The organism is Pseudomonas sp. LFS044 (genome assembly GCF_047978245.1).
Classification (GTDB): Bacteria; Pseudomonadota; Gammaproteobacteria; order Pseudomonadales; family Pseudomonadaceae; genus Aquipseudomonas.
On record NZ_JBFPFX010000001.1, the window covers coordinates 57,782 to 83,687 of the forward strand.

26 protein-coding genes are annotated in these 25,906 nt (G+C 61.2%); 1 reads left to right on the forward strand and 25 read right to left on the reverse strand.

What is annotated here, in order from left to right:
* Positions 1-503: 503 nt before the first annotated feature.
* The 13 genes from ACNQPL_RS00305 to ACNQPL_RS00365 all read right to left on the reverse strand — a co-directional run bounded on the left by ACNQPL_RS00305 (position 504) and on the right by ACNQPL_RS00365 (position 12,326).
* Positions 504-2,042 carry a conjugal transfer protein TraG N-terminal domain-containing protein gene (locus ACNQPL_RS00305; RefSeq protein ID WP_416465141.1) on the reverse strand — a complete coding sequence of 513 codons (1,539 nt, stop codon included), beginning with the start codon at positions 2,040-2,042 and terminating at the stop codon, positions 504-506.
* Positions 2,043-2,051: 9 nt separating this feature from the next.
* The gene (locus tag ACNQPL_RS00310) at positions 2,052-2,357 is read right to left on the reverse strand and encodes a hypothetical protein (RefSeq protein WP_416465143.1); all 306 of its coding nucleotides are present in this window, start codon (positions 2,355-2,357) and stop codon (positions 2,052-2,054) included.
* Positions 2,354-3,709: an integrating conjugative element protein gene (locus tag ACNQPL_RS00315; protein WP_416465145.1), complete on the reverse strand. Its 1,356-nt coding sequence runs from the start codon at positions 3,707-3,709 to the stop codon at positions 2,354-2,356. Before ACNQPL_RS00315 ends, ACNQPL_RS00310 begins: the two co-directional genes overlap by 4 nt.
* Entirely contained in the window at positions 3,709-4,599 is an 891-nt protein-coding gene (locus tag ACNQPL_RS00320) for a TIGR03756 family integrating conjugative element protein (RefSeq protein WP_416465511.1), read from the reverse strand. Before ACNQPL_RS00320 ends, ACNQPL_RS00315 begins: the two co-directional genes overlap by 1 nt.
* Before the next feature lie 301 nt (positions 4,600-4,900).
* A complete protein-coding gene (locus tag ACNQPL_RS00325; protein ID WP_416465146.1) occupies positions 4,901-7,642 on the reverse strand; it encodes a conjugative transfer ATPase in 2,742 nt (913 codons plus the stop codon).
* Entirely contained in the window at positions 7,642-8,061 is a 420-nt protein-coding gene (locus ACNQPL_RS00330; protein ID WP_416465148.1) for a TIGR03751 family conjugal transfer lipoprotein, read from the reverse strand. The genes ACNQPL_RS00325 and ACNQPL_RS00330 overlap by 1 nt, the downstream gene beginning before the upstream one ends.
* Positions 8,024-9,532, reverse strand: a complete 1,509-nt coding sequence (locus tag ACNQPL_RS00335; RefSeq protein ID WP_416465150.1) for a TIGR03752 family integrating conjugative element protein — start codon at positions 9,530-9,532, stop codon at positions 8,024-8,026. The genes ACNQPL_RS00330 and ACNQPL_RS00335 overlap by 38 nt, the downstream gene beginning before the upstream one ends.
* Positions 9,522-10,328, reverse strand: coding sequence for a TIGR03749 family integrating conjugative element protein (locus ACNQPL_RS00340; protein ID WP_416465152.1), 807 nt, complete (start codon positions 10,326-10,328; stop codon positions 9,522-9,524). Before ACNQPL_RS00340 ends, ACNQPL_RS00335 begins: the two co-directional genes overlap by 11 nt.
* On the reverse strand, positions 10,328-10,966 hold the full coding sequence (locus ACNQPL_RS00345; protein WP_416465154.1) for a PFL_4703 family integrating conjugative element protein: 639 nt from the start codon (positions 10,964-10,966) through the stop codon (positions 10,328-10,330). Before ACNQPL_RS00345 ends, ACNQPL_RS00340 begins: the two co-directional genes overlap by 1 nt.
* Positions 10,963-11,364, reverse strand: a complete 402-nt coding sequence (locus ACNQPL_RS00350) for a TIGR03750 family conjugal transfer protein (RefSeq protein WP_416465156.1) — start codon at positions 11,362-11,364, stop codon at positions 10,963-10,965. Before ACNQPL_RS00350 ends, ACNQPL_RS00345 begins: the two co-directional genes overlap by 4 nt.
* Positions 11,365-11,371: 7 nt before the next feature.
* Positions 11,372-11,749 carry a TIGR03745 family integrating conjugative element membrane protein gene (locus ACNQPL_RS00355; protein WP_416465158.1) on the reverse strand — a complete coding sequence of 126 codons (378 nt, stop codon included), beginning with the start codon at positions 11,747-11,749 and terminating at the stop codon, positions 11,372-11,374.
* A 15-nt stretch (positions 11,750-11,764) separates the two neighbouring features.
* Entirely contained in the window at positions 11,765-12,004 is a 240-nt protein-coding gene (locus ACNQPL_RS00360; RefSeq protein WP_416465160.1) for a TIGR03758 family integrating conjugative element protein, read from the reverse strand.
* The gene (locus ACNQPL_RS00365) at positions 11,991-12,326 is read right to left on the reverse strand and encodes an RAQPRD family integrative conjugative element protein (RefSeq protein ID WP_416465162.1); all 336 of its coding nucleotides are present in this window, start codon (positions 12,324-12,326) and stop codon (positions 11,991-11,993) included. The genes ACNQPL_RS00360 and ACNQPL_RS00365 overlap by 14 nt, the downstream gene beginning before the upstream one ends.
* A 338-nt stretch (positions 12,327-12,664) precedes the next feature.
* On the opposite strand from ACNQPL_RS00365, the gene ACNQPL_RS00370 reads away from it, so the two are divergent.
* Positions 12,665-14,821, forward strand: coding sequence for an AAA family ATPase (locus tag ACNQPL_RS00370; protein ID WP_416465164.1), 2,157 nt, complete (start codon positions 12,665-12,667; stop codon positions 14,819-14,821).
* A 242-nt stretch (positions 14,822-15,063) separates the two neighbouring features.
* Here the strand turns inward: ACNQPL_RS00370 and ACNQPL_RS00375 are convergent, their stop codons facing one another.
* From ACNQPL_RS00375 to ACNQPL_RS00430, 12 genes are all read right to left on the reverse strand, one after another.
* Positions 15,064-15,792: a TIGR03747 family integrating conjugative element membrane protein gene (locus ACNQPL_RS00375; RefSeq protein ID WP_416465166.1), complete on the reverse strand. Its 729-nt coding sequence runs from the start codon at positions 15,790-15,792 to the stop codon at positions 15,064-15,066.
* Positions 15,793-15,827: 35 nt separating this feature from the next.
* Positions 15,828-17,954 (reverse strand): type IV conjugative transfer system coupling protein TraD, encoded by a 2,127-nt coding sequence (traD, locus tag ACNQPL_RS00380; RefSeq protein WP_416465168.1) that lies wholly within the window; start codon positions 17,952-17,954, stop codon positions 15,828-15,830.
* A gap of 9 nt (positions 17,955-17,963) precedes the next feature.
* Complete coding sequence (locus ACNQPL_RS00385) at positions 17,964-18,425, reverse strand: integrating conjugative element protein (protein ID WP_416465170.1); 462 nt, start codon at positions 18,423-18,425, stop codon at positions 17,964-17,966.
* The gene (locus ACNQPL_RS00390; RefSeq protein WP_416465171.1) at positions 18,422-18,976 is read right to left on the reverse strand and encodes a transglycosylase; all 555 of its coding nucleotides are present in this window, start codon (positions 18,974-18,976) and stop codon (positions 18,422-18,424) included. The genes ACNQPL_RS00385 and ACNQPL_RS00390 overlap by 4 nt, the downstream gene beginning before the upstream one ends.
* A complete protein-coding gene (locus ACNQPL_RS00395; RefSeq protein WP_416465173.1) occupies positions 18,958-19,674 on the reverse strand; it encodes a TIGR03759 family integrating conjugative element protein in 717 nt (238 codons plus the stop codon). The genes ACNQPL_RS00390 and ACNQPL_RS00395 overlap by 19 nt, the downstream gene beginning before the upstream one ends.
* 10 nt (positions 19,675-19,684) lie before the next feature.
* Positions 19,685-20,353 carry a hypothetical protein gene (locus ACNQPL_RS00400; protein ID WP_416465175.1) on the reverse strand — a complete coding sequence of 223 codons (669 nt, stop codon included), beginning with the start codon at positions 20,351-20,353 and terminating at the stop codon, positions 19,685-19,687.
* Positions 20,350-20,868 carry a PilL N-terminal domain-containing protein gene (locus ACNQPL_RS00405; RefSeq protein WP_416465177.1) on the reverse strand — a complete coding sequence of 173 codons (519 nt, stop codon included), beginning with the start codon at positions 20,866-20,868 and terminating at the stop codon, positions 20,350-20,352. Before ACNQPL_RS00405 ends, ACNQPL_RS00400 begins: the two co-directional genes overlap by 4 nt.
* A gap of 130 nt (positions 20,869-20,998) precedes the next feature.
* A complete protein-coding gene (locus ACNQPL_RS00410; RefSeq protein WP_416465179.1) occupies positions 20,999-21,715 on the reverse strand; it encodes a hypothetical protein in 717 nt (238 codons plus the stop codon).
* 58 nt (positions 21,716-21,773) lie between these two features.
* Positions 21,774-22,268, reverse strand: coding sequence for a RadC family protein (gene radC / locus ACNQPL_RS00415; RefSeq protein WP_416465181.1), 495 nt, complete (start codon positions 22,266-22,268; stop codon positions 21,774-21,776).
* A 62-nt stretch (positions 22,269-22,330) separates the two neighbouring features.
* The gene (locus ACNQPL_RS00420) at positions 22,331-22,588 is read right to left on the reverse strand and encodes a hypothetical protein (protein WP_416465183.1); all 258 of its coding nucleotides are present in this window, start codon (positions 22,586-22,588) and stop codon (positions 22,331-22,333) included.
* A gap of 61 nt (positions 22,589-22,649) precedes the next feature.
* The gene (locus tag ACNQPL_RS00425; protein WP_416465185.1) at positions 22,650-23,162 is read right to left on the reverse strand and encodes an STY4534 family ICE replication protein; all 513 of its coding nucleotides are present in this window, start codon (positions 23,160-23,162) and stop codon (positions 22,650-22,652) included.
* Between the two features lie 742 nt (positions 23,163-23,904).
* Entirely contained in the window at positions 23,905-25,884 is a 1,980-nt protein-coding gene (locus tag ACNQPL_RS00430; RefSeq protein WP_416465187.1) for a DNA topoisomerase III, read from the reverse strand.
* Positions 25,885-25,906: the final 22 nt, after the last annotated feature.

Genomic DNA, 25,906 nt, shown 5'->3' on the forward strand with positions numbered 1-25,906 from the left:
GCAGTGCCACTTACGATTAGCAGCGTAAACCAAGTGATCAACGGTCATGGAGTTCGGCCGGAGAGGAGTAAGCTAAAGCTTGGATCCAAATTGACTATGGCGGGTTGGCCGCACGTGCGGCGAAGTAAACGGAGGCACGAAAATGACGGCCCCACCTTCTTCAAACGCCAGCCGTACGCCTTTCGGCAAGCACCTGATCCGAGCCGCAGGTCGTGCGGGACGATTGGTGAATCAGCTAGAAGCGAGCGTTATGCACTCATCGATTTTGGCGAGCGTGCCGTTTGGGTATCGCCGGCTCGGTATGCAGACCGTTAAGTTGATGCTGTTGCTTGCTGTCGCATCAGTCGCTTTCTTCCTGGCGATCGGAATGCTTGCTCTGTGGACCATCGCGGCGTTGCCCATTAAAAGTGATAGGCAACCTCGGATATACGAGGTAAGTCATCCTCAGCACCAAAGCAAATATCCTGAGATGTACGATGATAATGGGTTTCCTAGATAATCAATTATCTTAACTTTTTGGCTCCCGATATGAGTTGAGAAGATCCTTTATCAGCCTGTACCTGAGCTGCTTCTGATCCGCGAGTGAAGAGCGTCTGGACACCGCTGCCTACGTTGTATCCCGCCCAGCTCATTACACCGAGGAAAAACATTGGGAGTACGAAGAACATGGCCCCCATCACGTACTCAATTACCTGCGCGGTGACCGTCCCATCCATGAAGCCTGCCGTTGGCAATGACAGCAGTGATTGGTCCGTGGCAGAGACCTGGTGGTATAGCGTATCGAGCATGCTTGAGTCTATCCAGCGGGCCAGTTCCCACCAGAACGTCAGCATGTGCAGGGTGAACAGCGCGAAGGTAATCGTCATCAGCGCCTTTAGCTGGTAGGTGCTGATCAGCAGCACCAGCGGCAAGCTGATGATCGTGCCCATGATCAGGAAGGCCTGCACCATCGGCAGTGCAGCGCGTAGCGCATTCATCGCCGGGAAGTTGCTGAACGAGCCCAGGGCCAGGCCGGTGTTGGTGGCAAGGTTGTTGAGCCCCTGGGTCAACGAGCCACCTCGGGCACTACTGCCATAGTCCTGGAACACCTGACCAGGCGCCATGCTCAATGACTGCTGTCGCGGGCTCACCAGCTCACGCACGGTGGCATCTTCGATTTCGGTGGAGCTGCGCCCAGTCAGCCAGCCGCGTAACTGCGTGAGCAGATTGGGGTCGACTTCGGTGACCAGGCGTTCGCGCAAGCCGACCGTGGCATCGCTCCACCATTGCTTGCAGGTTGGGTAGCCTGCTCCATTGTCCAACTGTGGTAGGGAGGTGTCCCGTGTTTCGTCATACGGCCAATCAATCCGGGGTGTACGCGAGCGATCCGTGTCGTAGTAGCCCGGCGTGTCGAGTAGGTACGTCGATCCAATCCAGGACGCATCGTAGCTCTGCGACTCGTTCAGCTCGGGACGGTTGGTAAACAGTCGCGAGCGCGAAAAGCCGTAGCAGTCGCGGGTGAAATCGGCGACTTCCTGCAGCAGCACCTGGTTGTTGATCCGGGAGCTGTCGATCTCCATGCGCATCGCGCGGATGTCGGGCGCGCAGGGGATCGACGCAGTCGCTGCAGCGGTTATGCCCTTGCTCATGGCATGCACCAGGTACCACCACACCGGCACATTCGCTGATTTCTCGCCAATGGTGTTGAAGGTGGTCCCCCAGGTCGTGTCGGCGGGCTTGGCCATCGACACGCCACAACGCTGGCTCGCCGCATAGTCGAAGTTTACGGAGGACAGATTGAGCGGGAAAAACGGCATGCAGCCAAACAGGATGACGACGTAGCTCATCCACAGCCGGTTCTCGACCCGGGGGATCGACAGCAAGCCTTTGTTCCCCTCGTCGGCGCCCTGTTGGCGGGCGGATAACCACTCCTGCAGGATGATCGCCCCAAACGGTGCAGCGAATAGCCCGGTGTCCGCCAGCGTGTTCCAAATGCCGTTGTTGATGATCCAGGCCAGCAGCGACAGGTAGTATTCGAGGTAGCTGTTGGTGCTCATGTTCATGGCTGTACCTCATACGCGCGATAGTTCGACCAGGACTATCGAGCCGAAACCGATCAGGCCCAGGCGCAAGAGCCGTTGCTGGTCTTCCGGGTGCGGCCGCAAGCGGAGTGCTGCGGTCCAGCCGGCGAAAATCAGGGTGTACAGTAGCGCTCGCCAGTAGGCGAGATACGGCGTACTTCCCTGTGCCTCCTTGATCCATTCCAACTGGGGGCCGCTCAATTTCAGCGCCATCGAGGCAATCAGCAACATGACCATCACGACGCCGAGGATCAGCAGGTCCCGAACGACCGAGCTCCTCACAGAAAACGGCATCATGGCGCGCTCCTTCCCTGATCCGCTCGCTGCAGGCGGTCTGGGCGTGGATCGCGCTGGTCGATGTTGCGTGAGGCATCGGCGCCGCCGGCATGGCGATCAAGGACCAGGCTGGCGGTGTTGGTGGCCAAGGCTTGGCGCACCTGCAACTCGGTTTGCAGCAAGCGGATTTCGCGTTCCAGTGTTTCGACATTGCTGTTGAGGGCGGTAGTGGCGGGCTGCGCCGACGCCACATTGGGTTCATGGCTGCCGGCGAGCAATGTGCGCTGCAGCAGCATCGCTTTGTAAATCACGCTCGACAGCGCGGTCTCGCTGGACAGGCGCCGGGCCAGCAGGTTCTGGTCGGGGTCATCGCGCAGGCCTTCGATGACGCCGCGGGAGACCTGCAGCAACGGGCTGGAGACTTTGCCCAGGTTCTCTGGGGTAGGTTCCTCAGCGCCTGACAACATGTGCTGCAAGCCTTCGAGGTGCTGGGTGTAGGTTTCCTGGATCAGTGGCGTGAGACCTGCACCCGCGCTCACGCGCAGCGTCTCGCAATCGTCACAGGTCTCCACCTCGGTTTCGCCGAGCACTCGAGTGGCCCACTCAGCGGCCTCGTCGGGGCTCGCCCAGGCCTGGCAAATTGCGCCGTTCTGACAGCCCGAGCCAACCGTCGATGTGTCCTCGATCGAACGGTTGTGCAGCAGGTTGTAACCCGCCTTGACCACGTCCGAGGTCACCCGGATCGGCGCTTGGCCATGGCCGCCAGCCTTTTGCCCGCCGACCCAGCTGACGCCGTTGTTGCCGTTGTTGGATTCGGTGTCTTTCACCGCCGTAACGGCATCACCGTCAGACTGCTCCAGGTTGTGCTGCATTTCCTGGTTCTGCGCCAGTGCTCCCCAACCAGCCTGATCCACCTTGTCAGCCATCTTCGCCGCCATCGCCTGGCAGGTGAGTTTGGAGCGGTCGAAGTCGATGCGCCCCTGCAGCACGCCGTTGCTCAGCAGCTCATACAGTCCGGGATTGGCGCGCTGGATGATCATTGCCGGCAGCGACATCACCGCCTGGGTGGCGTTCTGGATGACGTTGCCCATGATCTGCTGGAAGCCCTGGGTGGCACCGTTGAGCTGGTTCTGCAGGGTGTTGGAGAGGTTCATGTTTCCGCACATCATGTTTGCGCGCCAGGATAGGCCCACGCCGAGTCCGCTGGGGCGGTAGAGCGAAGAGGGCGCACCCGCAGCCGATCCGCCACCGATGGTGTACATCACGCGGTCGTCCAACACCTGTGCCTGGTCGCCCAGGTGGTAGCCACTCTCGGCGGCGTGGCCAACGGCGCACACGAAAAGACATACCAACCCGAACGAGAGGGTCTTCATCACTGGCCTCCATCAAAGTCGATGCTGAACAGAAAGGTCTGGCCCATGCGTTGGCAGCACCTGTACGGGCGCCACAACGACCAGGCATAGGCGCCCTCGGCACTCTGGATCGTTGGGCTGGGGAATATGGCGCAGGTGCTTTGCACCATCGGTGCGAGCAACTGCCAACGGTGGTTGTTGATGTTGTTCTCCATCACCGGCAGCGGCGGCCAATAGCCGGGCGATGGCATCGGCTGCAGCGGCAGATACACATGCGGCTGACCAACGCGGGTGATGAAGTCGCTGGCGCGCTGCGCCATCACTGCGGCGGCCTTGAAGTCGTCGGGCTGTACCAGGAAACCCTGTCGTGGGTAGACGCTGCCCCACATGTTGCCGAGGGCTTGGCTACCAATCTCGCGCATGCCCGGAATAAGCGCCTGCGGGTACATGGATTCGGGGATGGCGTGGCGCCAGGCCAGTGGGTCAAGCGTGCTGAGGAAGTAGGGTGCAAGTGGCACTGCACCACTCGGACATGCATAGCCGAAGCTGTGAGCCAGGCCCGTCAGAGCCGCGCCGCCGGGGTGCCCGATGCCGTCGACATTCTTGAAGCGCAGCAGGTTGTTGCGCTGCGGAGAGGGCGTGATCAGGTTGCCCCCGCCTTGCGACAGGGGCGTCGGTGCCGACAGGGCAGACATCTCGCCCCAGGGATTACTGCCAGTGTCGGAATAGCTCGACACCACCAGTTCGGGAATGAAGTGGCGGACCTTGGGTGAGGTTCGCACCGTGCAGCCGAAGGGCGTGCACAGTAGCCAGTAACAGATCCCGACGACGCGGTACTCCAAACACTGCAGTGATGTGATGGAGGCAATGATGGCGGGGGTGGTCAGCGCCAGGCACTGCTCGGCAGCCATGAGCAACGCGATCGCGACGAAGGCGCGACCTCGGCCAGGTTTGCTCGGCTGTGGAGTTCGGCATGGGACATTCAGGTTCATCGGCAGTGCTCGGCAAAGGGCAACGGTGTGCATCCATGCGCCGAGTTGCAGCATCGCGGATCAGGCAGAGGAGAGGGACGGACAAACCGAGACTCGTACGTTCGGTTTCTTCAGCCGCCAGGGTGAGGCCGCAGTTTGTCCAAAATAACCGCGGGAGTACAAATGTACTCTTGCCGATTTTTATTGATCAGCAGGCACAGAACATCGTGTGCTCCGTGGTTCAGGACATGCCGCGTAGACGATCGATTTCTGCCGCAATCCGAAGCGCGGCATCCAACTCGGACAGCTGGTGCGCTTCCATCAACCGCCAACGCTGTGCTTTTTCCTCGGGCTCGGTCATGGCCAGAGCGAGGTACAGGCTCGGCGGTACCGCGCGAAACAGCGTCTCCAGCTGCTTCGACAAAACCACGCCCTCGGTGTACTTGCCCGAGGCCTTGCTCGCTGACAGCAGCAGTGTCTTCTGTGCCGGCGTGAGCTTCTTGAACCGAGCGATCTCTTCGATCTCTGCCGGCGGCATGTTCAGGCAGATCCACCACTCGATCATGTTGAGCATGGTCTGCGCCGCGTCGGGAAAGTCGGCCAGGTTCTGCGTCGCCAGCCAGAACCAGGCACCGAGCTTGCGCCACATCTTGGTGCCCTTGACCACGAAGGGCGCCAGCAGCGGGTTCTTGGTGATGATGTGGCCTTCGTCTGTGACCATGATGATCGGCCGACCGAGGTACTGGTCGCGTTCGGCCAGGTTGTTCACCGTGTTCATCAAACTGATGTAGCTGATCGACATCTGAGCTTCATAGCCCTCGCGGGCATATGTGGCGAGGTCTACGATCGTGACATCGCTTTCCGGCCAAGGGGTGCCTGGTCGGTCAAACAGCGCACCTTCGAAACCCTGGCAGAACAGGTCGATGGACTCGGCCATTTCCTGGGCCCGCTCGCGACGCTTGTCGGGCAGGTGGGCGTCGCTGGCCACCGTTCGAAGCGCATCCCGCACATGGCGCGTCATGACCTGCTGGTCGCTCGCCGCACAGTGCCTGGCAGCGTCAAGAATGCACTCGCGGATCAGGCTGCGGTCTGCCCGGGCGAGGCGCGCCTCTTCCTTGGATTCGCCACCGGTAATCATCAGGCGAGCGGTGATCTCCAACTCGCCCAGTACATCGCGTTGCTCGTCACTGCCCGAAGTGTCTTCATCCAGGTCTTCGGTCGACAGACTGGCGACCTGGTCGGGGCGCTCGATCAGCCGGCGGGCATCGGCGAAGGGAGCCAGGCTCAAGCCGCTGCCGGGTTTGAGCTGGACCTTGTTGACGGTCAGGCCGAGGGTGGCGAAGTAGTCACCCTGCAGGCCGAAGGAATTGCCGGCTTCGACGATGAACAGGCGCGGCCGGTACACCGCCATGACTTGCATCAGGATCGAGACCAGCGTGGCCGACTTGCCGGCGCCGGTCGGGCCGAACAACAGCAGGTGGCCATTCATGGATCGGTCGAAGCGTGACAAGGGATCGAACGACAGCGGCGCGCCACCTCGGTTGAAAAAAGTAATGCCAGGATTGCCGGTACCGATGCTGCGTCCCCACAGCGGTAGCAGGTTGGCGACATGCTGGGCAAACAGCAACCGGGTGTACCAGTTGCGCGTGTCGCGTGCGGGGTTGTAGACCATTGGCAGCCAGCGCAGGTAGCTGCTGCACGCGGCCACTTCATCGCCCTCGCGCACTGGCTGCAGGCCCGCGCCGAGCAGCACGTTGGTGGCCTGGATCGAGCGCTGGCGCAATTGCTGTTCATCGGCGCCGCGCAGGTACAAGGCCAAGGTACCGCGGTACAGCTTGTGCTGGCGACCGATCAGCGCTCGGGCCTCTTCCACGTCCTGACGGGTCTGGGTCGAGGCGAGGTTCTCGCCGATGGCCTTGCGCGTCAGGCGGTTGAGCTGCTCCTCGAGCATATCCTGGGGGGTGATGACCAAGGTCAAGCTCAGGACGGCCTGCTCGGGGAGTTGGTCGAACAAGGCATTGAGCGCCTCACCTTTGCGGGTCTCGCCGGTCAGTTGGCCGATATGGGGTGGCCTGCGTAATTTGTCGACCACCATCACCGCGTGCGGCTGTTGATCGAAATACCACAGCCCCTGCTCGCTGTCCGAGCGTGGCTCGTGGAAGAACAGCCGTTCGGCAAAATCGTGGTCGAATGGCAGCGACAGCCCATCGCCGTCATCAGTCTCCGGGTAGGGTACATGTCGATAGAACGCCGCCGGCGATTCGCCAGTGAGGGTCGGGGCCGGGTTAAACCAGGGCAGCAACCAGGCATAGAAGTCACGCCCACTCAGCCGACGAGGATTGACCCCGCAGGCCTGCAACGAGGCTATCAGGCGGTCACAGGTCCTTTCCAGCAGCTGAGCGGGGTTTTGCCCTTCGTCTTCGGCCTGGTCTCCGAGCCAGCGATAGACCACCAGCCGAATTCGCCGATTACTCCCGCGCCAGGGCAGGTGCGAAACGACAGGGTCGTCAAACAGTCCACCGGGCTTGGCAATGGCGTCAAGGTGACGCCGCATCGATGCGAGGAAGGCGGTGGTGAACGGTGTGCCTGTCGCCCGTGGTGCAACGTACTGCGTCAGGCGTTCCAGGTACGGCGAAAAATCACTGTCGTCCTGGCAGAAGAACTGCACCACCCAGGGTGCTTGGTCGAGTTCGTCGAAGCTGTCCTGCAGCGCATCTTCCAACGCATCGCGCGCTGCCATCAGCCATTCAGGTTCTCGGCCCTCGGTGCCGATCGGCTGCAACTCGAACACGGCGCCGACCGAGCGGTTGTCGTCGAGCAGAAAGCACTGCTCCTCCTCAAGGTATTCGACCCAGGGCAAGTGGTCGGTGAAGCTGGGGTTGTGTGCGTACTGGGCGGCCTCATCCGCACACGTGGCGCGCCGACGCTGTGCCGCGCGCCAGGGCTGCCAGCGCGGCGGGGCGCGATCTGCATCATCGTCCATCACAGATCATCCAGGCGTTCGCCGGGCAGCGCGTACTGGACCTTCTCGTACAGCGGGAAGACGGTCGAGTAGCCGGGCACGGGCGTCTGTTGGGTACCGGCCAGATGCGGGTAGACGTACATCACCAGATCAGGGTTGGGCAGCCTCGGGAACTGAGCGCGAATCTCGTTGGCGGCCGTGCGGGTGTAGGCGCTTTGGTCCTTGATCAGGCGTTCGGGATCGAGCACCGGCCGGCGCAGTTCGCCGCGAGCCTCTTGCAACTGCTGCTGCGTGCCGACCTCGCCACCGCTGTTCCAAATGTCCAGCATGGTGTGGTCGCCATGGGGCAGCATTTCGTCCTTGCTGGTGGTGCAGCCCGCCAGGTGCAGGCACAGCAGCAGGCTAATCCAGGTCCAGTACCGAAACGGATGGGCGTTCATGGTTCACTCTCCGGCCTTTGGGTTCGTAGTCGATGCTAATTTCGTAATCCAGGTGCAAGGCCACCTTGGCCCCCGGCGGAACGTAAATGGCGGCAAAGGCTTCGCCGTAGAGCTTGTTGATCCAGTCACGGATGTCGCCGATGCCACCGCTGATGACCGAGTTCAGCGCGCTGTTGCCACTGTTCTGTGACAGCCCCAGGTTGCCGCTGGCCGAGTTGATGAATGACGTATTGGTTTGCTCGCTACCCAGAGCGGCTGCGAAACCGGCGCCAGCCGCAGTGATCAGGCTCTGACTGCCCAAGTACTGCTGGGCGTTGGAGCGACGCTCACCGGCGATGCAGGGAATGCCGTATGGGTCGGAGATGTAGCCGAGGCCGCCACGGATCTTCTCGGTGTCCGAAATCTGGGTGCTGCTGCGGCTGCGGCTGACCACCTTCTGCGGCTGTGGCACCGTGCGGACGGTGCCATCGCTGAAGACAAAGGTGATCGACTCGACCTGGCCGCGTACGCAGGACAAGGTCCAGTCGCCGGCTGCGGTGCCGCTCATGACCGCGCCGACCACGTCCGGTAGGTCGATGCCGTTTGCGGTGAGGTTGTCCGGTCCCACCAGCACCTTGAACGGGTAGGGATCGTTCACCGTGCCGTCCACTGGCACGCGGCCAATCAGGGCAGTCATGGCGATCGAGCCCATAAGGGTCGAGTTCTCGGGAATGGTGTAGACGGGCTTGGCCCCCTCGGCCCGATCCTGAGTGTTTTCCAGGTCGCGTTCGCCTTTGGCCACGGCGCGCAGATGGTCCTGGCCCCGGTCTATTGCGTTGTTGTCCGGGCCGTGTAGATCCTTGAACTTCGACGTGAGCGATGACAACGGCCCTTCAGCTTTGCTGGCCTCCTCTTGGCCAGCAGGTACATTGGATGGCTCGATCCACTGCACCGCATCCGCCGGCGGTTGTGCCGCAGAGAATTGTTGCGCGTCGCCCGGCTCGAGACCAAAGCCCACAGGTACATCGGACTTCACGGCCGGCTTTTTGGTGAGTTGGTCCTTGAGCCGGGACAGCAAACCCTGGGTCTCGCGGTGCTGTTGCTCGGCCTTCTGCCGAGCATCGTTGGCCTGTTGGCGCTGCTCGGTGACCTGCTGGGTGACACTGCTCAGCGTGCTCTGAATGCGACTGTCGATATTACCCTCACGCGTGCGCAGGCGGTTGTTCTCGGTCTGCAGCGTCTCGTTGCCTTTCTTCAGCGACAGCATCTCGCTGCGCATCGCCTTGACCTGGCCGATCAGCGTGGCCACGGTGTCGCGCGGCGTGTCGCCGGCAATGCCGAGGGCCTTGGCCTGGTCAGGGCTGAGGGCGGTGTTCTCGGGGTCTTGGGCAGGTTGTCCATCCGGTGCCGCCATCCAGGATTTGCCGATGATCAGCACAATCCCCAGCAGGACCGCAGGTCCCAGCCATTTCAGCAAACCGTTAGCTTTCATGATCGGCAGCCTCCGGTGTGGGTGGTGGCAACAGCAGTGCGTGCTTCAGGTCGCCGCCGCGCGTGACGAGGTACGCCACGGTGGTGTCTTCAGGTGTGCCGGCGTGCCCCAGGTACTCGTGCTGAAAGGTGGCGGCATACAGCGCGGCCTGCAAGTGACGCGGGTCCAGCGTGACCTTGCCCGGCCCACGGTTGACGATCTTTACCGCCGTCACCCAATAGTCGCCGAGCCGCCAGGCAGCGAGTCCCTTGATGGCCACGCGTTCGGTCGGCAGGAGCGTGCTGAATCCTGAGGACTCGCCCAGCGGGACCCGACGCACACCTGGTAAGGGCGCCACGGTGCGCAGCGGCGCATAGAGGTTCTGCGCCGCATAGCGGGTCAGTACGACCGGTACCGGTGTCGCTGCCGGTGCTGCGTCCTGCGTAGTGTTCACGTCCGCTGCCTGCGCCTGAGCCACGATCTTGACCGGCTCCAGCGCCTCGTTGCCCTCAATCGCTTCGATGTCGACCAGGATGATGTCCCCCGACTTCACCGACTGCAGCTGGAGGCGGGTAGGGGGGATGGCTTCTGACGCACGCAGGTACACCGTCCTACCCACCGATTGCACGCGCAGCCTGCTGGCGATCGCGCTGGGCAGCCCGACGCGAACATCCTCATCCAGCATCAAGACACGTTCCTGACCCACCGTAAGCGGCACGGCCAACGGCAGGCGGTCCCAGTACTTCACCTCGACGGCGCCTGCGGCTGAACACCAGCCAACCACCGACACCAGAATCAGGATCAAGACACGCATCATCACGCACCTCCAGGCAGCGTAAGCTTCTGCGGTGTGCCTTCGTAGCAGTCCAGGGCCAGGCCCCACTTGTTGTGCTCGGGGTCGACATCGAAGCGCACGACACGTAGGGGGTAGCGCACCACCACGCGCTTCACAGGTTCGGCGGCGTAGTATTCGTCGGCATTGAGGTCGAGCTTGACCAGCCAGCTTTGCTTATCCACCTGCTTGACCCGCAGGTCGGGATCATCGCTGTAGCCCCGTCCCAGCACCTCGTACACGCCGCGTACCCGACCGCGTAGTTCGCCGGCGGCCTTGCGGTACTCGAAGTCACCGTCGAAGAAGGTCTTGCACGCCGGTGTCAGGTAGGGCTGCAAAGCGAAGATGGCGCGGTGGTAGTCAACCTCGCCATCGGTGGGCCAACGGTTGAGCTGGCCGAAGATATACAGGGCGAAGGCATAGATGTTCTCGGGCGGCACGTCCCACCATTTGCGCGTGCTGCCGGAGCGCAGATCCGGCGGAACGTGGATGGTCAGTTCGGAAGGGGCGGACTGCCAGCCGTACCAGAGTCCACTGCACATCAGCGCCAGGACGGCCACGGCCAGGCGCAGGCTGAAAATGTGCGCCTGCTGCGCATCCACCTTGTTGCGGAAGCGGCTCATGGGGTGTTCCCCATAGACCGGCGCGTACGCCTGACCGTCCATGGGCCGGAGTGCAGAATCAGGTGCTGAGTGCCGATACCCCAGTGCACCGCCAGCTGCCACTGAAGGCGTCGGTACAACCAGGTCTCAGGGCGGGCGCGTTTGGCCCGGCGCAACAGCTTGCCGCCACCGAGCAGCACTAGCGCCATACACAGGAACATGCAGGTGGGGAGGGTGGCGATGGAGGCGGTGGCCACTGCCAGCGGTGCGCCGAGAATCAGGCCCAGTACGGCACCGACGATCAGCGCGCCCCACATCTCGTCGTTGGTGAGGCCGCGCAGGACGGCTGGGTCGCGGTTAAGGCGTTCTGGCAGGAAGGTCAGCGTGCCGTCGGGGAGGGTGGCAGGGGTGTCGGACATGGCAACCTCACAGGATAGTCGCGGCTTTGGTCAGGAACCACAGGATCACCACCACCAGTAACGCGCCGACGCCGACCACGGCGCCGAGGTCCTTCCAAGTCTTGCGCTGGTTTTGCACGTCGGCATAGACGGTGAGCGAATGCCAGGCCACCCCCAGGAAGGCAAGAGTGGCGATCAGCAGACCGAGGAGGATGCCGCCGTCGTAGGCGTAATTCTTGATGGTGTCGATCAGCCCTGAACCCTCGCCGCGTGAGGGTGCTTCCATGGTTGGCAGATCGGCCCAGGCCAAGGCCGGACTCAGCAGCATCAGGCCGCCGAATAGGACTTGTGAGCCAGTGGCCCGCAGCAGGAAAAGCGTGCGGTGACAATGACGGGAGAGTTTCATCGCAATGTCTCCTGATTAGGACAGCATGAAAAACATCAGCACGATCAGGGCGAGGGTGAGGCGTAGCGTGCTGCCGCCCAATGCGCCAAAGTTGATGTTGCCGGCCGCCCAGCCGCGGTACCCCGTCCACAAAGCCCAGGCGCACCAGAGCAACGCCAGCACCAGCACCGACGAGCGCCATAGCACTGAGCTAAGCTGCGGAGTAAATCCGGCAACGGCGGAAAATGCTGTGAGTTGGGCGTCAGTCATGCTCATAGGAGGGGCTCGAGTGAGGCGCTTCAGCACGGTAATCACCGACCAATTCCAACTGGTTGGCAGGCTGCGCCCGGGAGGGCGTCAAGTATTTTTGGATGCCTACACGTACACGTTCGAGGTCCGCCGCAAACCTCGGGTAGTCGAAACGGTAGCGCGCTCCGGCGGCATCATCTGAGCTGCTTTCCGCGCGATTGGCCAACCGTTCGATGTCCGTTAACTGTTGTTGCACGAGTCCCAGATCTGAGCGCTCGCGACTTTCTTGTGCAATAGCCGGGAGTGTTGCTAGGCAAATCACAAGCACCGGGAATGAATACTTCCTCATGGCAGGCTCCAGAGCAATCTCTGGTCGTCACCATTACCGAGCGGTTGAGTTGAGGCATGAGTTAAAGGGATTCTTGACCTTTCGCTTTTTGGCGAGGTTGGCAGGAGAGGGGTAAGACTGGAGTTCCACGATCCAGGGAGCGGTACACAACCAGCGATTGCTGCAGATAGATGGAAGGCCTAGCTGTGTCATTGACCTTTGGGTGGTCCCCGCTCGTCATCTGAATCGCATTGAACGACCCTTTTGAATGTTGGTGTGGCAGGTGTCTGGCTGCTCGCCTATGCTGCTTCTCGCCAATAGAGATGGCGCAAAGCCACATAGCATGCAGGAGTGTCGTAATGATCACGGAACTGAACATAGATGGCGTTACCAGTTACAAGTCCAAATCGACTCTTTCGCTCACAAGCAAGACGTCACTGATCTACGGTTTAAATGGTGCTGGGAAGAGCACCATTTCCGAATATTTGTACAATCAAAGCGCGCCTCGGTTTTCCAAGTGCAGCATAAAAACCGCTCAGCCCTGTGAGATTTTGGTATACAACCAAAGCTTCCTTAATGACTATTTTTACGAAGAGGATAATTTAAAAGGTATCTTCACACTCTCCAAAGAGAACAAGGTCGCCCTTCAGCAAATCGAGGCTGAAACGAAAGAGCTAGAGGGGCATCTTACCGCGCAGCAAGCAAATGCGAAGCTAGCCACAGAAAACGCTACCAAACTCGCCCAGGAAAAGACCAAGGCGAGCGGCAAGGTTTGGGAGATTAAGACGAGTTTCTCGGGTGGGGATCGCGTACTGGAGTTTTGTCTGGATAATCTGAAGCGCACAGAGCTCCTTTTTCAGCACATTATTGGGTTGCCATTGCCAGATACTGCACCCGGATACACGGTTGATGATTTGAAGGCCGAGATCTCGGCCATTGAAGGAGAAGGCGCAGCTCCGTTCTTGAAGGTTTCGACCCTTACCGCTGGCTGGCTCAACATTGAAACGGACCCGCTCTGGTCGAAAGTGATCGTCGGTAGCCAGGAAGGTTCGGTTGCAGAATTCATTGCTAAGGCGGGCAACTCCGACTGGGTGAAGCAAGGACTCCAGTACATCTCTAATGGTAAAGACCCACAAGTCTGTCCATTTTGCCAACAGAACACGATCACTAAAAGCATAATAGAATCCATTCGTCAAGTCTTTGATGAAGCATACGAGAAGGATGTTAAGCATCTGGAGTTCATCAAAACCAGCTATGAGACACTGACCTCCAACCTCAATCTCCAAAGTGTTGCAAACTCGCCACTTGCCAGTAAAGAGCTAGTAGATGCATGGAGTACAGCCAGTGAGGCACTGAAAGCATCAATACGCGAAAATACGTTGCACATCAGCAACAAAATTAAAAGTCCAAGCACACCGGTCAATCTCACTGATACCCAGTCCTGCGTCGACGTTATCAACGATCTGATCAGCGGCTTGAACCAGTTAATCGATGCGCATAATGAAAAGGTGTCGAATAAGAAAAAGACGAGGGATGATATTAGATCTCGTTTTTGGGCGTTGATGCGTTGGAATTATGATCAGACAATTTCCGCTTATGCACAGTCAGCTTCAGAGCTTGAGGGTGAGTCTAAAATAATCAACGGGGAAGCCCTAAAGATAAATTCTGCTGTCAGTGCTTCTAATGGGAAAATTATTTCTTTAAGGAAGCAGACGGTAAATATCGAGGAGTCAATTGAGCATATCAATGCTGGTCTGGTGGAAATCGGCATTGATGGTTTCTCGGTGGTGCGCTACGGTGAGAATTTCTATCGGGTTGCTCGGGCTACTGATCAAGAAAATGCATTTCATTCGCTGAGTGAAGGTGAGAAAACTGTAATCAGTTTTCTTTACTTTATGGAGCTTTGCAAAGGGCAGAAAACAGCCGCTGCGATGCCCCAGGCTAAAGTGGTTGTGATCGACGACCCTATCTCCAGTCTTTCTCATCTTTATGTATTTAACATCGGTCAGCTGATCAAAAAATATTTCATAAATAACGATCTGTACAAGCAGGTCTTTGTGCTGACTCATAGTTTGTACTTTTTCTATGAGTTGACGATCACTAACCACAAAACGCGCGGAGACAATCAGCATCTGTATCGGGTGCTGAAAAATTCCAATGGAAGCGCTGTGGTTTCGATGAAGTATGAAGAGATTCAAAATGATTACCAGTCATACTGGTCCATCATAAATGATCAGGCTTCACCGCCTGCGCTTATTGCCAACTGCATGCGGAATATCGTTGAGTATTTTTTCAGTTTTGTGCAGAAGAAAGATTTCAATAACGTGTTCCAGACGCCGGCACTATCGGCAGACAAGTTTATTACTTTTTATCGCTACATGAATAGAGAGTCGCACTCCTTGGGTCAGAACATTTTTGACATAAAGGAGTTTGATCATGGCGTGTTCAAAGAGGGGCTGAGGTTGATTTTTGAGGGGTGTGGGTATTCGGAGCATTACCATGCCATGAGTAAATGACTGTTCAGACATGTGAATGGCATTTCTAGATTGAGTCAGGGCTATTGAGTTAACGAGTGCCCCTCTACCTGTTTGCATCGGGTTTGACCCGCGCATGGGGACGACTTGACCGGTAGAAATCGACCCGAAGCTGCCAGTGAGCCCAGAGGCGATCTTTGTGGGTGTGGGCTTGCCCCGCGAACACGGACGTAGGCGTTCCAGCAACGCCGTCTCATTGGCGGCTTCGGTTCGATTGCAGGTATTCAAAGATATTTTTTGAATGTTGTTGCCGTGATCGCCACCATCCACCCAAGCAAGGCAGCGCACGGCAGTAGTATCAAAATGGGATTCACAGACCAAGGGAGTGCGAGGTAGATCACCCAAGGGCTCACGATCAACGGCAGCAACGTCCGCTTTGCTCGGTGATAAACAAAGCTGCTCTCCCGGTCCGCCCCGAACTTACGCAGGTCGCGCCGCATCAACCCGTCGACCATGCCGGTGAGCACCGCAAGCAAGAAGAGGGGGGTGGCCAGAGTGAGAACGATTAAGCGCACCACGAAAGTGAAGACCGTGAACAGGGCCGCCAGCAGGTAGTCTTGGACAGCGACGTACGCTTGAGCAAGCTGTCCTTGCAACGAAGATTCGCGGCTGAGCAGCTTCAGCTGGATGTCGGATTGTGCCCAGCCGGAACGGACCATAACCCAATCGTTAAGGCGCTCAAGGATTGTCGCGGTCGCTTGCGCTGGCTCCTGCACCAGCAGCGAGCCTCTGAAATGGTTGCTGAGCCAGCTCAGCTCAGTCAGCCACATGGTATGGCTGTGATGCCAGCCTTGTTCTGGCCAGAACCACAGCATGCCCATGAATTCCAACAGAATGGAGAACAGCAGGGAAGCAAAAAGCAGACCGAGCAATCGCAGGCACAGTTCAAACGTGCCGAAGATCAGCCCGGGTCGTCGTTGTGTCTGAGGCGGATTGGTTGGGGCAGTAGGCATGGAGGGCTCCCAGGTGTTCGTGGGCTACCAAGTGTTCAAGAGGCGGGTTTACGCCCTGGTGGTGGCATCTCGGGATCGAAGTTGACCGTCGGCGCTCCGCCGGCACTGTTCCACCAACTCCCCGAATTGACGTTGTAGGACTCGCGCATGCGCGCAGCCAGAGTCTGCAGATCGGCCGGCATCGCATCGTCGCTCGCTGGTTTGGGCAGCGGCATTCGCACTTTCCAAAGTTGCCCGCCTTCCTGGAACGAAAACATCTGGCCTTTTGGCAGGGCGATGATGTGCGCGGGCTCGATCAATGGCACGGCGGTGGTGGTCACCCGGTCCTGCGAAGAAGAGGTGAAGTCGGTTCGAGCATCGGGGTCGGCCGTGTCGGTTGCACCGGAGACTAAGGTGCGGGTCTGCACGTTGACCTTGGGCAACTGATTGGTCAGTAGTTCGGCGGTCGCAGTTTCGCGTACGCGCAGCATCTGCAGGGTGTTGAAGTTGCCGATGACCTGGCCGGCTTTGGCCCGGCTACCGATGCGTGCCTCGATGTCGCTCAAGGTCTGGGTGTAGGCGGTGACCTGAATACCGGCACCGCCACCTTTGTTGATCAGGGGGATGAACTCATCGCCCATCAGCTCGTTGAACTCGTCAGCGTGCAGGTTGATGGGCACCTTCTCGGCCGCACTGGAGGAGTTCGGCAGGCCATGATCGATGCCGTGTTTGTAGATATGCCCGGCCACGGAAACCAGATCGGCAAACATCGAGTTGCCGACCGCGGCGGCGACCTCGGCATCGGACAGTGCATCCAGACCGACATAGACGATGCCGCGTTTGCGGATGACCTGCAGCCAGTCGAAGATCGGCCGTGGGTCGTCAAGGTCGGCATAGTTGGGGGCCAGCAACTGGGCCGTCTTGCCACTGGTGAGCTTTTCCAGCAGCGGCAGCAACGAGGCGACGATCTTGTCGAAGTAGGTGCGGTCGTAGCGCACCGCGGAGCGCAGGCCGTCCATCACCGGGTCGAAGAGGCGCTTGGCAGTCAGGTACTGCTCGATGGCGACCACACGTTTCTCACGGCCAATCATGTGCCGCGGCACGTTCTTCTCGTTGAGCCGAGCTTCGAGATCAACAATGGTCTCCCAGGCCTGCGGGTCATGGCAGGCGAAGAAGTGCTGGGCGTACTCGATGAACAGTGCATCGATGTTTACTACGTGGCGCTGGATCTGCAGGTAGTCGGGGCGCCGGCCCAGCTCAATCAGGGCCCTAGCGATGATGTTGACGAAGCGCCAGGCGAATTCGCGAAACGCTGCCGAGTTGCCTTCACCGCTCAATTGCCCGGCGATACGGGTGGCGACTTCCGAAATGCGACCGAAACGGCCGATGGCGTTGTAGCGCGCGGAGATCTCCGGCCAGCCCAGGTGGAAGACGTAGAACTCGTGTTCACGGCCGGCGCGTCGTGCTTCCACGTACATGCGCTTGAGCAGGTCGGCATCGCCTTTAGGGTCGAAGACGATCACCACTTCCTGGCTTGGCCGGTGAATGTCCTGGGTGATGTAGACCTCGGCCAGGCGCGTTTTACCGACCCTTGTGGTGCCCAGGACCAGGGTGTGGCCCACGCGTTCACCTAGGGGCAAGGAGGCTTCCTGCTCGTTGGGCTCGACGCCATGAAGCAGCGGTGAGCCGCCCACGGGCGGCAGTGGTCGTACCGGGTTGAGCGGGCTGTCCCAGGCGGTCACCCGGGGCAGGAGGGATAGCCCTGGCGGCGCCATTTCCAGGAGGTGCTCCAGGCGTCTGGCCCACTGGTAGGCCGCTGACTGGTTGACGTAGCGGGCGAGCGCAGGGTCTTGCGCCTCCAGCAAGCGTTGGGTGTGCAGGCGGCTCCAGCGAAAGCCACGGCCCATGAACAGGCGTTTGCTGCTGACCGGGATCTGTCGGCTGGTCAGCGAATAGCGGGGCAGGCGGCGGATGTTGCGCCGATAACGTAGGACAATGCGGGCCTCATTGAGGCGCTTGAGGCCGAAGGCGGTGTAGGCCAGGGCCATGCCAGCACCGACCTCCGGCGACAGGGCTACCGCCCAGGGCGAATGCAGGCACAGCGCGCCGGCACCGGCACAGATGCCCACGGTGTACAGCTCCACCGCTGGGCGCAGCAGGGATTCCATTGCATGATCACCCATGAAGGTGCCTCACTGTTCCAGGCCGGTTGGTGTGATCAGTACCGGGTAGTGCTCCAGCTCCAGTCGTTCGGCGATGTCGTCGCCACTCACCGGCCAGATGGTCAACTCAGGTGCTACCGCCTGGATGTGCTGCAACGCCGCGGTATCAGCGACCTCAACGGCTAAGCCGTTGGCGCCCAAACGCTTCAGCGCTGGCGCTTGCTCCGCTAGCCACGTCAATGAGGCCGCGTCCGCCCCAACCAGGAACAGTGGGACTATGCCAGGCAGATCCAGCGCTCTGCGCTGCACATCCCCCGGAGAAAGGCGCGTGCTGTGTACTGGCAGTACCCAGTTCAGTGTTCGCGGGTCGGGCTGCTCGACCCACGCGGCCGATTCGGCGGCCATGGCGTGAATTGTTGGCACAAGCCATGCCCCGGCAGCCAACGACCCCAGCAGCCGGCAGATCAGTGCGCCCCGCCGAATGTCAATCATGAGCGTGGTCCTCCACGGCTGGACCTGGCGGCTTCAAGGCGCTGCCAGTGCTGGCTGAACTGAGTGCGGTAGCGTGCCGCCGGGGCCCCACCTGCAGGTCGGTGGTAGCGGCCGGCGGCAATGACCCAGTCACCGACGTCGGCGTAGTGCTCGCGCAACAGGTCAGCGGTGACGGCGAGGTTGCTACGCGGATCGAGGGCGTCGCACGCGGTGGGGTAACGCTCAGGGTGGTAACCCAGGTTGGTTTGCCCCAGGCCGACATCGATGCGCTTGGGATCATGTCGGGTGAGCGCCACTCTGAGTGCGTTGCAGGCCTGGTCACGGGTAGCGAATCGCTGCGGCGTGCCGGCCACATTCAAGGTCCACGGCCAAGGTATAAGGTGGCCACGTAGCGGCGTACCGCTCTCCTGTTGGGCAATGGCTAACAACACCGAAGCCGGGATGCCGGCCTGGGCGGCGGCCAACTGGTACGCCGGCGGAGGCAGGCCGCCTGCTTGGGCTGCAGTCACCCCCATCAGGGTCAGGGCGAGGGTCAGTCGACGCGTAGCCATTTCCCTTCCACCTGTTGAAAGCGTGCGGGCAGGGGGCGGCTGGCGCCGAGGGCGAACCAGCGGCCGCGGTCGTGATTGAGGGTGACCTGGCCGTTGCTGACCTGGGTGGGTGTAATCCCCACAGTGAGCGCCCATTGCCGAATGCGCGCATCGTCGCCCTGGCTGCCCACCAGGTACACGTCCAGGTGGGCGCCGGTGCTCAGCCATTGGCGGAAGCTGGCCTCACAGGTCGCGCACGGGTCTTCCACAAAAACCGCATAGCGCGGGTTGCTCGACGGGGTTGCGGCATCGCTCATCCCCTGTACAGGCCGCAGACCCGGGAACAACCGCGCCCAGGCCGCGGTGTAGGCTTTTTGATAGGCCAGTTCGCGCGCGGCGCGCTTGGCTTCGAGTCGCACCTGCAGCTCGGCGTAGCGCTGCCGCTCCTGGTCCGAATCGGCTTCCACGCCCAGGGTGGTCAGCGGGTCGAGTTGCGGTGACCAGTACTGGCGGGGACCGCTCTGCAGACGCTCAAACTTGGCCCATTCATCATCGGTCAGCCCCCAGGCTTTGGCCTGTGTTGCGGATTGCGCTCGCTGCAGCGGGGCCTGCTCGCTGGACTGCTGCTCCGTTTCGACCGTGGCGGGTGCGCTCCATCCCGGGCCTGTCACTAGGCAGATGGGAAGTAGGAGCAGCGAGAAGGTGGTGAACCGGACCATACGCACCTCGTCACGGCAGGGGCAGTGAACGTTCGCCGAGCCCAGGCACCTGGAACACGGCCTGGTTTCGACGAATGGCCTTGAGCTGCCAGTCGTTCAGGCTGTCACCGGGCTGGAGCAGGTGGACGGTCGACAGGGCGTGCGCGCCGGCCGGCAGGGCCGAGACAAACCGGACATCACCACGGGTCTCGACACCTAGCAAGGTGAATGGCGGCGTCGGAGCTTGGGCTTTGGCGGCCGGTTTGGCGGGGGCTGCAGGCTGGTTCTGTGCGGATGGCGTAGCCGGTCGAACCTCGAGGGCGCGGATGGCGATTTCGGCATTGCCCAATCGCTGATCCAGCGCGGCCAGGTCAGCCTTGGTCGGAATCGGTGATACCGCTCCAATGGCCTGGAGCGATGCGCTCACCTCATCCAGCTGTTTGCTCAGTGTCGCGAAGGCCGCATCCTGCTGACGCTGGTGCTCGCCCTGAGCTTTCACTTGCGGTGGAAGCGTCGCGAGGGTGACACCGAGTGCATCAAGGTCGCGCCGCAGCGCCGGGACTGGATCGGCTGGCGCATTCTCAAGGGCTACCAGTAACGTGGTCAGCTGTTGCTGGTGGTTGTAGGTCACGGCGGCCAGTACGGCGGCGCCGAGGCACAGGGCCCCGAGCACCAGGGCCTGAAAGTGATGGACCTTCATGGCGCGATCTCCATTGGCGGGTGAGGTGGGAGGGGCACCGGTGCGCGAAGCGCGTAGCACACGCTGCGTTCGACCGGGTCGATCACGAGCCGCCATGCCGGGCCGCCGAGGATGGCCAAAACGTCCAGCAGCGCCATCGGCCCGAGTTGGTGCTGCACGGCCGGCAGGGGGCGACTGAACAAGGTCGTGACCTCGGCGCGGTTGGCGCAGAGTGAGTAGCCCGAGCGCTGCAACACGTGGCGCAGGGCATCACCGACCGTCGCGTGCAGCGCCGGTGAAATCTGCACGGTGATGAGCTGGAACAATGGCTGGCGTTGCTCCAGCGTCGGTCGCGTGCTGACCAGGGTGTAGCGGTCTTGGCGGACCCACGCAGGTGACTCTGCCAACGGCTTGGACGGGGTGGGCGGAGCTGGTACGGCTTTGGCTGGCGCCGTCGGTGGGGTGATGGCAGGCGACGTGTTGCATCCCGCCAGCGCGAGTATCAGGACCAGGTAAGGAAGTGCGGGCGTGTGCATGAGCAGGTCTCGACAGAAGTTGCCGACACCTTGGCAATGCGCGCGAGGTGCACCCACTGAAAAACCGAAGTTGCCTGCCCTGTTTATCGGGCCCAAGGCATAAAAAAGGCGCCCTGCGGGGCGCCTTGGGTCAATTGTCAGCAAATACCGGCAGTCCGGCCAGCGGGGCTGCATCGGCATCGAACACCAGGAAACGCGTGTCGGCCTGGCCGGCCAGCAGCAACAGGGTCATCAACACCGGCGGTACCTGTTCGTCCAGCAGGCGCGTGCATACGTCCGCTGCTGAGCAACCGAGGCCATCTACATGGGCGCCGCGGTGCCAGGGAGTCGAGTACAGCTTGCAGCCGACGGAGCGGTTGCTGACCAACGGGAAGCATTCAAAGAAACCGGCCGGTCGTTCGCTGCGGGCCAACTGCTCAAGGTAGGCGCACTCTTCGGCCGGTAGGTGGGATGAGCTGATCTCCCAGCTGCGGCTGTAGTGGCCGGTGGCAAAGGACAGCTGCTGCATCACATGCTCCGCCGCTTCCAAGCTGGGAAGATCGCCAACGTGTACCGAGCCACTCAGCCGCTCAGCGGTGACCTGGTACAGCACAGTGGTGACCACGCCGTCTGCGGGCAATTGCATGCGAAGGAAGCCAGAGACATCCTGGCCTTCCGTGATGACGGCACAGTCGTCATCGAACACGCACGCCTGGCAGTTGATGTGATCGTCGTCCAGGTCCAACTGGGCGGTGTGCAGAGGACGGTAGCAGGGTGGGCACTGGTCGTCGTAGTGGATCTGGACCACGCGCTCGCAGGAGAGCGCATGGAAGCCGCGGGCAAAGGGGTTGGGGGTTGAGGTGAGCATGGTGGCGCTCCAGTTAAAAGAGAACGCCACCCCATGCAGGCGGTGGCGAGAGAGAGGGTTAGATCCAGCCGTATTCGGCCAGGGACAGGGGCTGACCTTCGCCAACGATGATGTGGTCCAGAACGCGGACCTCGATGAGCGCCAGCACTTCGATCAGGCGTGTAGTCAGCACTCGGTCGGCGCCGCTGGGCTCAGGGCAGCCGGAAGGGTGGTTGTGGCTGAGGATGACTGCGGCGGCGTTGTGTGCCAGCGCCTTGACCACCACTTCGCGGGGGTACACCGAGGCCCCATCGATGCTGCCGAAAAACAGCACCTCGAAGTCCAGCACGCGGTGCTGTGAGTCGAGATAGAGCAAGGCAAACACCTCGTGGTGATAAGGCGCCAGACGCAGTTTCAGGTAAGACGCGGCGTCGGCAGGCGTGATGAGCACTTCGCCGCGTTGGAAGTAGCGTTGGTCCAGTAGCTGCAGGGCTTCGCTGATCAACGCATCTTCGTGGGCGCGCTGGGTCAGTGCCGGGTCGAGGGGCTCGACTAGGGTCATTGGCGTGTTCATGAGCAGAACCTCGTGAACGGAAGCGCTCCGGGAGGAGGCCCCCGGTGGGTGGGATCAGGCGGTCACAGGCGGGTGAAACGATGACGGACGCCGCGCAACGGGGAGTGGCAGGCTTCGCAGGGGCGAGTGGAGAGGGGGTCGATGCCGACGCCGGTGTCCGGGTTGAAATCAGCGCTGAGCGGCATTAGCGCCTGCAGCTCGATACGCATCTGCGCAATTCGCTGGTCGACTTCGGCCTCGCTGTAGTACAGCGACAGCGCGCTAAAGTCGTCGTAGGCCACGGCGTGCAGGCAATCCTCACAGAGCCAGTAACTCTCCATGGCAGCCTCCGGGGATAAGAAAAGGCGCTCATGCGAGCGCCTCTGTGGTGGGGCATCAGTCTCAGGCAGGCACCGTGGCCTGGTTCATAGCCTGATCGGCACTGTGTGAAGGATTCGGCGCATGCACTTCTGCCGCTTCGGACGGCGGTTCAGCCGAGGAAGTATCCTGCCGAGCTGGCGCTTTGTAGGTGAGCTGACCGTTGACCTTGATCCACTCGATGAAGATCAGCCGACCTTTGAGGCTGGCACCGGGTTGGCCTTTGCGCTCACCTTTCTCGTAGGTGAAGGCGTCGACCCAAAGGTCGCCAATGCGAAACGCGATCAGCACCTTGCGTTCGGCACGGACATCCTCGAGGTGTTCGCGGATCAGCCGTTCGGCTTCACCGCCAGCGACCTTGCAGTCGAAGCGGGTGTACTCGACGTCATCCGACGCACCGTGCAAGGCGGCGATGTCGCAGGCCATAAAGGGCTGGCCGCGCCGTACGGGCACCTCGCGCACGCGGTTCAAGTAACCAATGCCTTGGGTGTGCAGGTTGAAGTAGGTGGCGGGAGCAGCAGTGTTTGCCGTGGTCATGGTGAATCTCCTGTTTGCGAGAAACGCGGATATTCACCGGCCCTGGCGGGGGTGAGTCCGCAAGGGAAGGTCAGGTGCAACAGCAGTGGTGTAAGAGCGCTCATCATCGCGGGCAGCGATAACCGTGCGAGCCGCCGAACGCTAGTCGCACTTTGGGAGGAACCACTCTGGGGAGAGCGTAGCCTTGCAGGTTCCGGCTACCTGGTGCTGTCAACGACAGCGCATTGCAATTCATCTATAGAACGGTGCGCAGCGCCCGTCAACGGCGATTTTGACAGGGTTCAGAGGCGTGGACGTGGTTGGCGCGCAGTGGACCCAAGCGCGCGAAAAAATAGCCCAACGGTCGTCAGGCTAGGAACAGAAGGGCCACCTTTGATCCGGTCCATTGACAGCGAAGTCGTCGCTTCACTTTCGCTGTCCTGCCACCCTGATCAACCGACCCTTGTCGTGGCCTGGGTCGGAACAACTGGCACGCATCCGCGCACAAACGGTGCCCGTTTTTTCGCCGGCGGGCACCGGCACTGAGCATCGTCGCCGAGGCGGATGACCCCTACAGCCTGCAGCAGGCCGCACGGGTCATCCGTCTCGGGAACCTTGGACATCCGGAACAGCGATACAGCGCGGTGAAAGAGGCTCCGAACTCAATGAGTCTGGCCGAGCTGCCCGGAGCGAATCGGCCTGGGGTCGCCAAACGGCGAGGGACCTGTTCACTACATCAGTGACGGCCCCTACCGTCAAGCAGTCAGGAACGCTTCGGCTTGGCAGGCGCCGCGCTGGACTTCACTGGCTTGGTACCCTTGCAGTCCGGGTAGCGCACACAGGACCAGAAATTACCGGTGCGGCCTTTGCGTTGGCGCATGGGACTGCGGCACACCGGGCAGGCTGGACCTTTCGAACGGGGTAGCTGCAGGTTCAACGAGGCCTGGCTGCGCACCACCTGGGTGAGCCAGGCCGATTGCTTGGCGAGAAACGCCTCGACACTCAGCTGACCGGTCTCGATCCGTGCCAGCGCCTGTTCCCATACCGCAGTCATCACCGGATCTGCCACCTCACGCGGAACGGCCTCGATCAACGTGTGGGCGGCCGCAGAGGCCGCCAGGCTGCGCTTTTTCTTGGTCAAGTAGCCGTGATCGATCAGGCCCTGGATGATCGCGGCGCGGGTGGCCTCGGTGCCGATGCCAATGCTGTCTTTCAAGGTTTTCTTCAGGCGCACGTCGGCCACCTGGTTGGCGATGGTTTTCATCGCCTTGACCAGCGTGCCTTCGGTGTAAGGTTTGGGCGGCTGGGTGCGCTGTGTGGTGACCGTGACGTCGAGCACGGCAATCGAGGCACCCTCCTGCAGGGTCGGGAGCCGCTGCGTTTGCTCAGTCGGTTCATTAGCATCGGTTTCGTCGATCACCGACTTCCAGCCTCGTACCTGGATCTGTTTGCCGCGGGCCAGCAACTGATCGGCCTGGTTGCGCAGCTGCACCTGGGTTTTCAGGTATTCGTGGTGGGGCAGAAACTGCGCCAGGTAGCGAGCGCGGATCAGGGTGTACACGGCGCGCTCACGCTCAGACAACTGACTCAGCGGAATCACCACGGCGGTGGGGATGATGCCATGGTGGGCGGTGACCTTGCTGCCATTCCAGGCGCGGGAACGTCGTGTCGGATCAAGCTCCTTGCAGCGCTGGCCAAGCGCCGGATCGGCTGCGGCCAAGGCATGCAGCACACGCGGCACTTCGTCCAGCATGCTCTCTGGCAGGTAGCCGCAGTCGCTGCGGGGGTAGGTGGTGACTTTGTGGGTTTCGTACAGTGCCTGCGCCACGCTGAGGGTTTCCTGCGCGCCCAGGCCGAGTTTGGCCGAACAGACTTCCTGCAGTGTGCCCAGGTCGAACGGCAAGGGCGGCCCCTCCGTCACGCGTTCAACGTCGACCCGCTCGACGTGTACTGCCTTCGCGGCTGCCAAACGCCGGGCAGCCTGTTCAGCCGCCGCCTGATCGATGCAGCGACCGTTATCATCACAGTGTGCAGCGGGTGGTTGCCAGCGCGCCTCAAACTCAGCCCCGTCATCCTGCAGCACAACGTCCACGGTCCAGAACGGCCTGGCGACAAAGCTGGCGATGGCGCGGTCACGTTCAACCACCAGGCGCAGGGTCGGTGTCTGTACACGGCCCACGGGTAGCGTATCGTCGAAGCCGGCGCGGCGACCGAGCAGGGTGAACAATCGGCTGAGGTTGATGCCCACCAGCCAATCGGCCCGGGACCGGGCGAGGGCACAGTGGTACAGCGGCAGGGTTTGCTCACCCGGCCGCAACGCCGTCAGGGCCCGGCGGATCGAGGCGTCGTCGAGGGCGGACAGCCACAGGCGCAGGATCGGCCCCTGATACTGGCAGCGCTCGAGGATCTCCCGGGCAATCATCTCGCCCTCGCGGTCGGCGTCGGTGGCAATCACCACCTCGGTGCAGTTCTGCAGCAGCCGGCTGATCGCCTTCAACTGCGCCGCCACCTTGGGCTTCGCCACCAGTTGCCAGTGCTGCGGGATGATCGGCAGGTGCTCCAGTGACCAGCGCTTGAACTGTTGGCCATAGGTTTCTGGCGGCGCGGTCTCCAGCAAGTGCCCCACGCACCAGGTCACCGTTACCCCGACGCCCTGCAGGCAGCCATCGCCGCGACGATGGGCCTGCAGCACTCGGGCGATATCGCGGGCTTGGGACGGTTTTTCGCAAATGTAGAGGCGCATGGCGTGGCCCTCTCGGTCAGGT